Genomic DNA, 12835 nt, shown 5'->3' with positions numbered 1-12835 from the left:
GACTCTATAACCCGTATGGGTTTGGAGGCGTTGTTTACCGGTGGGGCAAGGCCCCTTAATCCACCGGAAGGCAGGAAAGTGATGCGTCACAGTCGTCGAAATGGCTTGATCGCGGCGGTCGTCGCGGGCGGCGGTCTGGCGGTCGCGGGCGTGAGCGGGCTCGCCCACGCCGACGCGGACGCGGGCGGCACGGCCGAGCGCTCGCCGGGACTGCTGTCCGGGAACCTGGTGCAGCTCCCGGTGAACGTACCGGTCAGCGCATGCGGGAACACGGTGAACGTCGTCGGCCTGCTGAACCCGGCCGCCGGCAACCGCTGTACGAACACCTCGCAGGGCGGCGGCGCGCACTCCGGCCAGAGCGGGTCGGACCGGTCGACGCCGGCGGCGGGCAACGGCGGCGGAGCGGTCGCGAGCGGTCAGACGGCCAACTCCCCCGGAGTGCTGTCCGGCAACGGCCTCCAGCTCCCCGTGGACCTCCCGGTCAACGTCAGCGGCAACTCCGTCAACGTGGTCGGCATCGGGAACCCCTCGCACGGCAACACGTCCGTCAACGCCGAACAGCCCGGCCCCGGCAAGCCCGTGCAGCCGCCCGTCGTGGAGCAGCCGGTCACCCCGGCCGTCCCGACCTCGCCGAACTCGCCCGTCACCGAGGTCACCCCGCCCGAGCCCCCGCGGCACAGCGAGGCACTCGCCCAGACCGGAGCGGACGGCGTCGGCTACATGCTGCCCGCCGGCGGCGCGCTGCTGCTCGGCGGCGCCATGCTCTACCGCCGCTTCCGGCTCAACTAGCCCACCCTCGTTGAGCCCGATCCCGCGGCACGCTGCGCCATCCGTCGAGGATGGCGTCGATCCGCGGGGCGAGCCGGGCGCGAGCGGTGAAGCGGGGGACGCCCGCCATCAGCAGCGCGTCGTACTCGGTGTCGGTGTGCCGGACCGCCGCGCGGACCGCCACCGAGACCGCCGTCTCGTCCAGGGACCGCCCGGCGGCGGTGCGGCCCACCCGGCCGCTGCCGCGCACCGAGGCGTGCGTGGCGATGGCCACGGCCCGGTCGGCCGGGCAGCCGGGGAACAGCCGCACTATCTCGGCGGCGAAGGCCGCCGTGAAGCGGACGTCCTCCGCCGCACGACGCAGCCGGTCGCGCTCCCGGCGGCGGGCCCGGGCCTCGGAGTCCGCGAGACAGGCGCGTTCCGCGCCGGCCAGCGCGGCATCCTCGACGAGCAGCCCGAGGCGCTCGTACCGGCGGCGCCGCCTGTGGAAGCGGACCACGACCGCGGACAGTGAACTGGCCTCGCGGGCACGCCGCGTGAGCGCGGTGTCCCCGCGCGGCAGGTAGACGAGGTGCCCCAGGTCCGCGCAGTCCAGGCACCTGGGCACACCGGCCTCGCGCACCAGGTGCCGGAGCGGACCGCTCCGGCACTCCGCGCAGTGGATCTGCTTCACCGACTCGAAGACGACCAGGCTCATACAGGTGTGATACCGCCCCCCGCCCCTCATATCACCTGGTGGGCACGGGAGGTTGGGGTTTCGCCCACTCTTCCTTGATCGGCCTGATCCCTCCTACCGTGGGCCGTGGACCGGGGACCACCGGGGCCGGTCCACCGAGGAGGAGCACATGGGCACACGGCGGACGACGACGGCACGGCCGCAGGTGACCGGCTTCGGCTTCGACATCGGCACCGGCAGGTCCTGCGTCACCACGATCCCCGCCGGCCGGGAGATCGTCATCCCACCGGGCGGCTGCACGGGCTGGCACTTCCACCGCGTGCGGCTCGAAGCCGTCGTCCTGTCGGGCACCCTGACCCGGGTCCTGCACGACCTCACCGAAGAGGTGCACCGGCCCGGCACCACCTTCCTGGAGCCCGCGGGCATCGGGCACATACACCTGGGACACAACCTCGGCACCGAGCCGGTCGTGCTCCACGTCACCCCCCGGCTTCCCGAGGGGACGCCCTTCTCCATACCCGTGCCCGCCCCCGCCGGTGCCACCCGGGACGTGTGCCGCCGGCACCCCCCGCAGCCGCCGCAGCCGCCGGCCGAGCCGGGCGGCCCGCCTCACACCAGTCGGCGTATCTCCCCGCGGACCCGGTAGAAGCCCCCGGAGGCCGCGTGCAGACCGTCCACCACGTACCGGGCGCCGGCTTCCCGGATCCCCCGCGGGAACTGCACGTTCCAGGACGGCTCGAAGCCGCTCGACACCACCTGCACCCGCACCCGGCCGCCCTGCTGGACGCACTCCACCACCACGCCCCCCGCCGGCTCCGAGGCCACCGCGGCCATGGACACCGTCGCCACCGCCGCAGCCGACGCGGCCGGGGTGAACACCGGCAGAGCGGCAGCCGACTTCACGTCCATCGGCGCCGGCACCGAACCCTGCTGGGCCGCCGCGATCGCCTGCTCGCTCGCGTCCACGCAGACCAGCGAGCCGTCCGTGGTGACGAGGTACAGCCGCCCGTCCAGATACTGCATCGACAGCGCCGAACCGCCCCCGGTCCCCAGCTTCCACAGCCGGTTCCCCTCCGCGTCGAAGCAGTAGACCGAGGAGGAGGAGTCGCCCGCGAAGACGTGGCGGCCGTCCGGCGAGGTCGCGCACGAATACACCGCCGCGTCGCACCGGTACACGGCCTCCGTCGCCCCCGAGGCCTTCGACAGCCGCTGCACGGTGTTGCGGACCGTGCCCGCGTACACCGAGTGCTCCTCCTGCCAGCCGAACAGGACACCGCCGGGGGTGGCGCTGTGCCACAACTGCCCGGTGCCGTCCGCCGCGTAGGCCGTCACACCGCCGCTGTGCCCGTGGTAGACCGCCCGCTCGTCGGCCCGGACCATCCACGCACCCCTCCCGGCGGACTTCCGCGACCACTGGTGCTCGTCCTCGTGGTCGATGACGGTCAGGCCGCCGTTCGCGTCGGAGACGTTGAGCACGCCCTCGTGGATGTCCAGCCAGTAGATGTCCACGTCCGCCGCGATGGCGTAGGCACCGAAGGGAACCTTCGACGACAGGTCGTACACCGTGCCGTCGTCACAGCCCGCGTATATCCAGAACTCGTCCGCCACCAGGCACTTCACCCCGTCCGGCAGTGAATAGCGCGCCAGCACCTCACCGCCGTGGCTCAGCGTGTACACGTCGCCGGCCTGGTTGCCGACCCAGCAGCGGTCCTCGTCGACATGGATCCCGAAGGCGGCGGAACCGGTGCGGAAACGCCACAGCACCGGCGCCACGGCACGCGCCGTCGACGGCGCCGACGCCACCTGGCGGCGCGTCACCGCCCGGGCGGCGCGCTGCCCCTGCACGGCCGGCGCGTACCCCTTGCGGACCTTCTCCCCGATCTTCTTCGCGGCGGCCGCCCGGGCCTTCTCCGCGGTCGGGAAGGAAGAGCTCTGCAACTGGCCCGGCGCGCCGATGCGGCCGTAGCGCACCGAGACGGCCGTGCCGTCCACGGTCACCTCGTAGAACTTGTGCGCCCCGCCGCCGTCCTGCGACAGCTCCAGATACGTCGTCTCCCGAGCCATGACAGACCCCTCCCCGAAAACCGGTCCACCGGCGCCGTTTCCGCGGTGATCCCTCGTGAGAAAAAGCTACGGCCGAGCACTGACAATGGGCCGGTGCAGTGGGAAGCGATCACATGGCAGCGGATGGCCGAGCGGCTCGCCGGCCACCTCGACGACCCGGACCACACCCCCGGGCCCGGCGCCTGGCAGCGCGTGGGCATCGACGGAGCGCCCGCGGCCGACACCGGCGCCCTCGCCGGGCGGCTCGCGGACGAGCTGAGGCTGCGAGGGCGTTCGGTCCTGGTGGTGCCGACCGCCGGCTTCCTGCGGCCGGCCTCCCTCCGCTTCGAGTTCGGCCGGCAGGACGTGGACGCGTACCTGGACGGCTGGTACGACACGGCCGCGCTCTGGCGGGAGGTGTTCGGACCGACCGACCCCGGCGGGACGGGACGCGTGCTGCCGGACCTGTGGGACCCGGTGACCGACCGGGCCACCCGCAGCCCCTACGCCGAACTCCCGGCCGGCGGTGTGCTGCTGGTGCACGGTCCGCTGCTGCTGGGGCGGTGGTTCCCCTTCGACCTGACGGTCCACGTCCGGCTCTCCGCGGGGGCGCTCGCGCGGCGCACCGAGGAGTCCGAGCGGTGGACGGGGGCGGCGTTCGCCCGCTACGAGGCGGAGGTGGATCCGGGCGCCGCCGCCGACGTGGTGGTGCGCGCGGATGATCCCAGGCATCCCGCCTGGACCGGGATCCGGGGGCGGTGACGCGGTACCGCTGCGCGGGGCTTCCGCCCCACCCCGCCCTTCCACCGTTCCCCGGGCGCTGCCCGGACCCGCGCCTCAAGCGCCGGCGGGGCTGAAGTCGGACGGCGGGGCCGGGCGGTGCGGTGGCGGGGCTGGGTGGGGCCAGGAGCCGGGCGCTGCCCGGGCCCGCGCCTCAAACGCCGGCGGGCTGGAAGTAGGGGCAGCCCGGCCGGGGGTGTGGTGGGCTGGGTGGGGCCGGGAGGCGGGCGCTGTCCGGACCTGCGCCTCAAGCGCCGGCGGGGCTGAAGTCGGACGGCGGGGCCGGGCGGTGCGGTGGGTTGGGTGGGGCCGGGAGGCGGGCGTTGTCCGGGCCCGCGCCTCAAGCGCCGGCGGGGCTGAAGTGGGGCGGCCCGGCCGGGGGTGTGGTGGCGGGGCTGGGTGGGGCCAGGAGCTGGGCGTTGTCCGGGCCCGCGCCTCAAGCGTCGGCGGGCTGAAGTGGGGCGGCCCGGCCGGGGGTGTGGTGGGTTGGGTGGGGCCAGGAGCCGGGCGCTGCCCGGGCCCGCGCCTGGAGCGCCGGCGGGGGCTGAAGTCGGGTGGCCCCGGCTGGGCTTGGCGCGGGGTCCGGCCCTGAGCCGCGCAACGGCGGCAGGGCTGAAGTGGGGAGTCGGGGGTCAGGGGCGGGCGCCCGGGTGGGTTATGGCGGCGGCTGCCGCGCGGCAGCCGGCGCGGGCCGACTCCGTCGGGTCCGCTCCGGTCAGGCGGGAGGCGAGGAAGGCGCCGGTGAAGGCGTCGCCGGCGCCCGTGGAGTCCACCACCGGCCCGGCCGGCTCGGTGGCAGCCACCTCCGCCGTGATCCGGCCCCGCTCGGCCACGAGCGCCCCCGCAGGGCCCCGGGTCACCACCACCAGCGGCACCCGCCGGCTCAGCGCCGCCGCCGCCGCTGCCACCCCTGTCCCCGCCCCCCGCGGCAGCCCCGCCAGCAGCCGGGCCTCGTCCTCGTTCGGCAGCAGCACCTCCGCCCCCGCCCCGGCGTCCAGGAAGCGCCGCGGGCCCAGCGCCGCCAGGAACCCCGCCGACGCGGGATCCACGCTCACCGGCACCCCCCGCGTCCGCGCCGCCCGCAGCGCGACCGTGGCCAGCTCCCGGCTGCCGTCCGCGAAGAACAGATAACCGGACAGGTGCAGGTGCGCCACACCGTCCAGCAGGGACGGATCCCAGTCGGCCGGGCACAGCCGCAGCGAGGCACCGCTGTCGGTCAGGAAGGTCCGCTCCGCGTCCTTGCCGACGAGGACCACCACCGTCCCGGTCGGCTCCTCCGGATCGACCACCAGCCGCGGCCGCACCCCCGCGTCCACCAGGGCCCGCTCGTGCCACCGCGCCGACTCCGCGCCCACCCGCGCGAGGAGGCGTACCTCCGCGCCCCCCGTACGGGCGGCCCAGCACGCCGCGTTGGCCCCCGCCCCGCCCGGCAGGGTGCGGATGCGGGCCGCCGTGTCGGTGGCCGGAGCCAGCGGCTCCGTGTGGACGGCCACCACGTCCGTCACCACGTCCCCGACGACGAGCAGCGCACCCGGCGCGGTCACGCCCGCGCCGCCCAGGCCCCGGCGATCCGGGCTCCGAGCCGCACGTTGCCGCGTACCGCCGCCAGGTTGGCCTCCAGCGAGGCTCCGCCCGTGGCCCGTACCAGGTACCCCAGCAGGAACGGCGTCACCGCCTGCCCCGTCACACCCTGCTTGCGGCACTCGGTGAGCGCCTCGGCCAGCACCCGGTCGTGCAGCTGCGGATCCAGCTGCTCGGCGGCCGCCACCGGGTTGGCCACGAGCAGCGCCGACTCCGGGCCGCCCAGCGCGTCCTGAGCGGCCATCACCGCCGCGACCTCCTCCGGGCGGTGCACGGTCCAGTCCACCGGCTCACCCGAATCGGCCAGGTAGAACCCGGGGAACCGCTCCGTGCCGTACCCCAGCACCCCCACCCCCAGCGTCTCCAGCCGCTGCAGGGTGGCCGGCACGTCCAGGATCGACTTCACCCCCGCGCACACCACCGTGATCCGGGTCCGGGCCAGCAGGGAGAGGTCCGCCGACTCGTCCTGCGTCTGCGCCCATTCGCGGTGTACGCCGCCCAGGCCGCCCGTCGCGAAGACCCGCAGGCCCGCCCTGGCCGCGAGGAAGGCCGTCGCGGACACCGTCGTCGCCCCGGTCGCGCCCGCCGCCAGCGCGGGTGCCAGGTCCCGGTGGCCGAGCTTGCGCACACCGTCGCCGGTCGCGATCCGCTCCAGCGAGGCCTTGTCCAGGCCCGCCCGGGACACGCCGTCGACGACCGCGACGGTCGCCGGAACGGCGCCCTCCGCGCGGACCAGCTCCTCCAGTTCGAGGCCCACCTCCAGGTTGCGGGGGCGGGGCAGGCCGTGCGCGATGATCGTCGACTCCAGGGCCACCACGGGCCTGCCCCGGTCGAGCGCCTCACGCACCTCTTCCGACAGGACCGGTACACCGGACGGGGCTGCGGTTGCTCTGTGCTGTGACATGTACCCATCCATGGCACGCGGTCGGCGCCCCCAAACGCACTCCTGTCACACCCGCACCAAAGCTGTCCGAGTAGCGCCGCCCGCCGCCCCCGCGCCGGTCCCCAATGGACAGGGTGACTCGCGGGCCGGTCCGTTCCTGGACGCTGTGGCCACCGCGCCGCCCGGGCGGACCGAACTAGGCTGGCGCGCCATGAGCACCAGCGATCACTCCGACGCCCCCGCCCCCGCCCCGGCCCCCGCCTCCGCTTCCGCCCCCGCCTCCTTCGCCGTCGACGTGGCGGACGTGGAGCTGGAGCCCGAGGACCTCGACCCCGCACAGATCGTCTCCGGCGACCCGGTCGTCACCGGCAAGGTCCTGTGGGAGTCGGCCGACGGCACCCAGGTGCGCGGGATCTGGCAGATCACCCCGGGCGTGGTCACCGACGTCGAGGCGAACGAGCTGTTCGTGGTGGTCAGCGGACGCGCGACCGTCGATGTCGAGGGCGGGGCGACGCTGGAGGTGGGCCCGGGCTCGGCCTGCGTCCTGCGCGAGGGGGACAAGACCGTCTGGACCGTCCACGAGACGCTCCGCAAGGCCTACCACATCAGCTGCTGACCCCCTTGGAATCCGCGGGGTGGCGTCGCGCGGTGTACAGGGCGAGCGCCCCCATCGGCAGCAACAGCGAGGCACCGACGGCGTTCAACCAGCCGTAGCCCGCCTGGGACATGATCACGCCGGCGGCGGCCCCGCCGACCCCCGCGGCGGTGTTCATCGTGAGGTCGCTCAGGCCCTGTACGGCCGCCCGCGCGGCCTGCGGCACCGAGTCGGTCAGCAGGGCCGATCCGGACACCATCCCCGCGGACCAGCCGAGGCCGAGCAGGAAGAGGCCGAGCGCGCTCCGGCCGTGGCTGGGACCGGCCGTCCCGGCGAGCAGCGCGGCGACCGACAGCAGTCCCGCGGCGAGGCCGATCACGGACAGCCGTCCGAGCCGGTCCGCGAGCCAGCCCATGAGCGGGGAGAAGGCGAACATGCCCGCGATGTGACCGCTGATCACCAGCCCCACGAGCTCCAGCCCGGCGCCGTGGTGGCCCAGGTCCACCGGGGTCATGACCATGATCGAGACCATGGTGGTGTGGGACACGGCGACGGTGAGGAGGGCGAGCCGGGCCCGTGGCGAGGACCGCACGGCGGCGATCCCGGCGCGGATCGAGCGGGCCTCGCGGCCCTGCTCCCCGGGTGCGGCGAGCGCCCGCGCCGTCAGCAGGGGGTCGGGGCGCAGGAGTACGGCGATCAGCGCCCCGGTCAGCACGAACACGACGGCGGCCCACACGAAGGGGCCCGCCGTCTCGGGTATGGAGGTCCCCGCGAAGCTGCGGCTCGCCGGAGCGGACAGGTTCGGGCCGAGCACCGCGCCGAGGGTGGACGCCCACACGACGACCGAGATGGCCCGGGCCCGGTGGTCGGGGGCGGCGAGGTCCGCGGCGGCGAACCGGGCCTGGAGGTTGGCGGAGGAGGCGGCGCCGAAGGCCGCCATGCCGAGCAGCAGCAGCGGGAAGCTCCTGATCGTGGCGGCCAGGACGACGAGGCCCGCGCCGACGGCCCCGATCCCGTAGGCCAGGACCAGACCCGGGCGCCGGCCGCGCGCGGTCATCAGGGCGGCGAGCGGCAGCGAGACCAGTGCGGTGCCGATCACCGAGGCGGTCGAGGCGAAGCCGGACAGTGCCTCGGTGCCGCTGACCTCGGTGGCGAGCACGGGGGCCAGGGCGATGCTGATGGGCACGCCGAGGCCGCCGAGTATCTGGCCGGCCATGAGCACGCGGGAGGTGCGTTTGCGGAGCCGCGCGATGTCGGGAAGGCCGAGTGGCGGGGCGGGCCGGTCCGTGCCGGGCGAGGCGGTCACGCCGGGCCCCGCCCTCGCGGGCGCGCGGCGCGGGGCGCGGGGGAGGTGGTGGGGCCGGGTGCGGCGGCAGCAGTAGTCACCGCCGCAGTGTGCCACCCCTTACCGCTGGGCGGAACCGTGCCGTCCTCATGGCTGCTCTCGCAGGTCACAGCCGTCACAGCCGTGTATGCCCCATGCTGCCAGGGGCGTCCCGCCCGGCCCCGGCGGAACCTGCGGGCACGGGGACGCTCAGAACAGCGGCTGCGGGAGCACTCCCTCCAGCGCGAGCAGCTGCCGCTTGGTCTCCACGCCGCCGCCGAACCCCCCGATGCCGCCGTCGTTCTCCACGACCCGGTGGCAGGGCACCACCAGGGGCAGCGGGTTCGATCCCATCGCGTTGCCCACGGCCTGGGCGGCGCCGGGCTGTCCGGTGCGGGCGGCCAGCTCCCCGTAGCCGACGACCGACCCGTAGGGCACGGAGCGGTCCAGCTCCTGGAGCACCTGCCGGTTGAAGCCGGAGCTGAGGCGCCAGTCCAGCGGCAGGTCGAAGCGCCGCAGCGAACCGGCGAAGTAGGCGGCGATCTGGCGCACCGGCTCGGCCAGCAGCACCTCCTCGCCCGGCTCGGGGCGCCGGGCGTCGGCGCCCAGCCGGGAGACGAGCGGGCCGACCATCCTGTCGACCCGGTCCGGGCCGGCATGGAACTCGACCCGGACCAGCCCCTCCGGGGTCGCGGCCAGGAGCAGGGGGCCGATGTCGCCGGCTACGACGGTCCATTCGAGGTGCGGCCCGCGGGGGCGCTCGGTGCTGTCCACCCGTCCACGGTACGGCCCGGCTCCGACAGGGCCGGTCAGAAGCCGCCGACCGCCTCCCGTACCACGTCCGGGGCGTTGGTGATGATGCCGTCCACGCCCATCTCCTGGACCTTCCGGGCGGTCGCCGCGTCGTCCACGATCCAGGTGTCCACCTCCATCGCCCTGCCGTGCGCCCCCAGCAGGCCGTGCACCGCCGCGACCCAGTCGGCCGAGATGGTGGTGTGCCACGGGTTGATCCGGTCGGTGAACTCCGCGTACCGGGGCAGGTCCGCCACCGGCGGGGTTCCCAGGAACGCGGTCACCACGTCGGGGCGCAGCCCGTGCACGATGCGTACGGAGTCCGCGCTGAAGCTCTGCACCACCAGGCGCTGCGAGACGTGGCGCGCGTCGAGCCAGCCCGCCTCGCCCAGCACCTTCAGGGTCTGCTCCTCGATCCCCGGGTAGAGCTCCGGCTTCTTGATCTCCAGCAGCAGCCGCTGCCGGTTGCGCTGCACCCGGTCGAGGTACTGCCGCAGGGTCGGCACGGAGGCGCCCGCGTACTCCTCGCCGAACCAGCCGCCCGCGTCGAGCCGGGCGATCTCGGCCGCCGTGAAGTCCTTGACCCTCCAGGGCTTGCGGTCCGGGAAGAGCTGTTCGACGTCCGTGGTCCGGGCCAGGGTGTCGTCGTGGATCACGACGAGCTCGCCGTCCTTGGTGCGCTGCACGTCGTTCTCGACCCAGTCGAAGCCCAGGCGCATCGCCAGGTCGACCGCTGCGAGGGTGTTCTCCGGGGCGTACGCCGAGGCCCCCCGGTGGGCGTACACGACGGGCCCCCCGAGCCCGAACGGTCCGGCGGCGGATCCCGGGCCGGGGGCGGATCCCGGGCCGGTGGCGGCGGACGACGCCGTCCCGCCCAGCAGGGTGAGGGTGAGGCCCAGGAATGCGGCGGCGGCCGCGGCGGCGGGTCGGACGTACATGTGCGTTCTCCTCGGGTCGTGAGCCCTGTTCCTGCGTCAGACGGATGCGGAGCGGCAGACGTTGTGGCGATGCACTTCACCGCGATCATGGGGTTGAAGATCACCGAGCCGCCACCGAACTACGACAAACGGACCAGAACGGATGACGCCCGCCCCGCCCGGCGGCGCAGCCCCGCCCCGCCCGGCGGCGCGGCCCGGAGCGTGCCGGGGCCCGGCGGGAGGCGTGAGTGTCAGTGGAGGGTCGTACGGTTGAGTCATGCGGCCCGTATCGAAGATCGAACGCACGGTGGCGCCTTTCGAGGTCGTCAGCCCCTACCAGCCCAGCGGCGACCAGCCGGCGGCCATCGCCGAGCTGGAGAAGCGCATCCGCGCAGGTGAGAAGGATGTCGTCCTGCTGGGTGCGACCGGCACCGGCAAGTCGGCGACCACCGCCTGGATGATCGAGAAGCTTCAGCGCCCCACCCTGGTCATGGCGCCGAACAAGACCCTCGCCGCCCAGCTGGCGAACGAGTTCCGCGAGCTCCTGCCGAACAACGCCGTCGAGTACTTCGTCTCGTACTACGACTACTACCAGCCCGAGGCCTACGTACCGCAGTCGGACACCTACATCGAGAAGGACTCCTCGATCAACGAGGAGGTGGAGCGGCTGCGCCACTCCGCCACCAACTCGCTGCTGACCCGGCGGGACGTCGTCGTCGTCGCCTCCGTGTCCTGCATCTACGGCCTCGGCACCCCCCAGGAGTACGTCGACCGGATGGTCGCGCTCAAGGTGGGCGAGGAGATCGACCGGGACCAGCTGCTGCGCCGCTTCGTCGACATCCAGTACACGCGCAACGACGTCGCCTTCACCCGCGGTACTTTCCGGGTCCGCGGCGACACCATCGAGATCTTCCCGGTCTACGAGGAACTGGCCGTCCGCATCGAGATGTTCGGCGACGAGATCGAGGCCCTCTCCACCCTGCACCCGCTGACCGGCGAGGTCATCAGCGAGGACCGCGAGCTCTACGTCTTCCCCGCCAGCCACTACGTCGCCGGCCCGGAGCGCATGGAGAAGGCGATCGCCGGTATCGAGGCCGAGCTGGCCGAGCGCCTGGACGAGCTGGAGAAGCAGGGCAAGATGCTGGAGGCGCAGCGCCTGCGCATGCGCACCACCTACGACCTGGAGATGATGCGCCAGATCGGCTCCTGCTCCGGCATCGAGAACTACTCGCTGCACATGGACGACCGCGAGCGGGGATCGGCGCCCAACACCCTCATCGACTACTTCCCGGAGGACTTCCTCCTGGTCATCGACGAGTCGCACGTCACCGTGCCGCAGATCGGCGCCATGTACGAGGGCGACGCCTCCCGCAAGCGGACCCTGGTCGACCACGGCTTCCGGCTGCCCTCCGCGCTCGACAACCGGCCGCTGAAGTGGGAGGAGTTCCAGGAGCGCATCGGCCAGACCGTCTACCTGTCGGCGACCCCCGGAAAGTACGAGCTCTCCCGCGGCGACGGCTTCGTCGAGCAGATCATCCGCCCCACCGGCCTCATCGACCCCGAGGTCGTGGTCAAGCCCACCGAGGGCCAGATCGACGACCTGGTGCACGAGATCCGCAAGCGCGTCGAGAAGGACGAGCGCGTCCTGGTCACCACCCTGACCAAGAAGATGGCCGAGGACCTCACGGACTACTTCCTGGAGCTCGGCATCCAGGTCCGCTACCTGCACAGCGACGTCGACACCCTGCGCCGCATCGAGCTGCTGCGCGAGCTGCGCGCCGGCGAGTACGACGTCCTGGTCGGCATCAACCTGCTGCGCGAGGGCCTGGACCTGCCCGAGGTGTCCCTGGTGGCGATCCTCGACGCCGACAAGGAGGGCTTCCTGCGCTCGGGCACCTCCCTGATCCAGACCATCGGCCGCGCCGCGCGCAACGTCTCCGGCCAGGTCCACATGTACGCGGACAAGATCACGCCGGGCATGGAGAAGGCCATCGAGGAGACCAACCGGCGCCGCGAGAAGCAGATCGCCTACAACACGGCGAACGGGATCGACCCCCAGCCCCTCCGCAAGAAGATCAACGACATCGTCGCCACCATCGCCCGCGAGGAACTGGACACCGAACAGCTCCTCGGCACCGGATACCGGCAGGCGAAGGAGGGCAAGGGCGCCAAGGCACCCGTCCCGGCGCTCGGCGGCCTCGCCCCGCACTCCCCGGTGGGCGCCAAGGCCGCCAAGAACGGCGGCAAGGGTGCGAAATCGGCCAAGGGCGCGCAGGGCGCCGCAGTGCTCACCGACCGCCCCGCCGCCGAACTCGCCTCGCTCATCGAGCAGATGACCGACCGCATGCGCGCCGCCGCCGCGGAGCTCCAGTTCGAGGTCGCGGCCCGGATCCGGGACGAGGTCGGCGAGCTGAAGAAGGAGCTCCGGCAGATGAAGGAAGCGGGCCTCGCCTGAGCCGGGGCCGGTCAGTAGGGT

Annotated in this window: 12 protein-coding genes; 5 read left to right on the top strand and 7 right to left on the bottom strand. The window is 73.8% G+C overall.

The window, feature by feature from the left end; translation table 11 throughout:
- Positions 1-105 precede the first annotated feature (105 nt).
- Positions 106-789 (top strand): chaplin, encoded by a 684-nt coding sequence (locus tag BSL84_RS37610; RefSeq protein WP_324616519.1) that lies wholly within the window; start codon positions 106-108, stop codon positions 787-789.
- On the opposite strand, the gene BSL84_RS08490 is transcribed toward BSL84_RS37610, so the two are convergent.
- Positions 782-1465 (bottom strand): DUF2293 domain-containing protein, encoded by a 684-nt coding sequence (locus tag BSL84_RS08490; RefSeq protein ID WP_075970104.1) that lies wholly within the window; start codon positions 1463-1465, stop codon positions 782-784. The two genes, BSL84_RS37610 and BSL84_RS08490, sit on opposite strands and share 8 nt — an antisense overlap.
- Positions 1466-1613: 148 nt before the next feature.
- Between BSL84_RS08490 and BSL84_RS08485 the strand changes: the two genes are divergently transcribed.
- Positions 1614-2090, top strand: a complete 477-nt coding sequence (locus BSL84_RS08485) for a cupin domain-containing protein (protein WP_052680576.1) — start codon at positions 1614-1616, stop codon at positions 2088-2090.
- Here the strand turns inward: BSL84_RS08485 and BSL84_RS08480 are convergent.
- Positions 2054-3508, bottom strand: a complete 1455-nt coding sequence (locus BSL84_RS08480) for a WGR domain-containing protein (RefSeq protein WP_030032231.1) — start codon at positions 3506-3508, stop codon at positions 2054-2056. The two genes, BSL84_RS08485 and BSL84_RS08480, sit on opposite strands and share 37 nt — an antisense overlap.
- A gap of 93 nt (positions 3509-3601) precedes the next feature.
- Between BSL84_RS08480 and BSL84_RS08475 the strand changes: the two genes are divergently transcribed.
- Positions 3602-4249 carry a uridine kinase gene (locus BSL84_RS08475; protein WP_075970103.1) on the top strand — a complete coding sequence of 216 codons (648 nt, stop codon included), beginning with the start codon at positions 3602-3604 and terminating at the stop codon, positions 4247-4249.
- Between the two features lie 650 nt (positions 4250-4899).
- Here BSL84_RS08475 and BSL84_RS08470 read toward each other — a convergent pair.
- The gene (locus tag BSL84_RS08470; RefSeq protein WP_075970102.1) at positions 4900-5811 is read right to left on the bottom strand and encodes a carbohydrate kinase family protein; all 912 of its coding nucleotides are present in this window, start codon (positions 5809-5811) and stop codon (positions 4900-4902) included.
- Positions 5808-6752: a pseudouridine-5'-phosphate glycosidase gene (locus BSL84_RS08465; RefSeq protein ID WP_075970101.1), complete on the bottom strand. Its 945-nt coding sequence runs from the start codon at positions 6750-6752 to the stop codon at positions 5808-5810. The genes BSL84_RS08470 and BSL84_RS08465 overlap by 4 nt, the downstream gene beginning before the upstream one ends.
- A gap of 190 nt (positions 6753-6942) precedes the next feature.
- On the opposite strand from BSL84_RS08465, the gene BSL84_RS08460 reads away from it, so the two are divergent.
- A complete protein-coding gene (locus BSL84_RS08460; RefSeq protein ID WP_075970100.1) occupies positions 6943-7347 on the top strand; it encodes a cupin domain-containing protein in 405 nt (134 codons plus the stop codon).
- Here the strand turns inward: BSL84_RS08460 and BSL84_RS08455 are convergent.
- The 3 genes from BSL84_RS08455 to BSL84_RS08445 form a co-directional block, all read right to left on the bottom strand.
- The gene (locus BSL84_RS08455; protein ID WP_078848903.1) at positions 7337-8542 is read right to left on the bottom strand and encodes an MFS transporter; all 1206 of its coding nucleotides are present in this window, start codon (positions 8540-8542) and stop codon (positions 7337-7339) included. The two genes, BSL84_RS08460 and BSL84_RS08455, sit on opposite strands and share 11 nt — an antisense overlap.
- A 318-nt stretch (positions 8543-8860) precedes the next feature.
- Entirely contained in the window at positions 8861-9424 is a 564-nt protein-coding gene (locus BSL84_RS08450; RefSeq protein ID WP_075970099.1) for a methylated-DNA--[protein]-cysteine S-methyltransferase, read from the bottom strand.
- Positions 9425-9459: 35 nt separating this feature from the next.
- Positions 9460-10380: a glycerophosphodiester phosphodiesterase gene (locus BSL84_RS08445; RefSeq protein WP_030028960.1), complete on the bottom strand. Its 921-nt coding sequence runs from the start codon at positions 10378-10380 to the stop codon at positions 9460-9462.
- Positions 10381-10636: 256 nt separating this feature from the next.
- Here BSL84_RS08445 and uvrB point away from each other — a divergent pair, with 256 nt between their 5' ends.
- Positions 10637-12814, top strand: coding sequence for an excinuclease ABC subunit UvrB (gene uvrB, locus BSL84_RS08440; RefSeq protein ID WP_030028961.1), 2178 nt, complete (start codon positions 10637-10639; stop codon positions 12812-12814).
- Positions 12815-12835 lie beyond the last annotated feature (21 nt).

Source organism: Streptomyces sp. TN58 (assembly GCF_001941845.1).
Taxonomy (GTDB): Bacteria; Actinomycetota; Actinomycetes; order Streptomycetales; family Streptomycetaceae; genus Streptomyces.
This window is presented reverse-complemented; position numbering and strand designations above follow the sequence as displayed.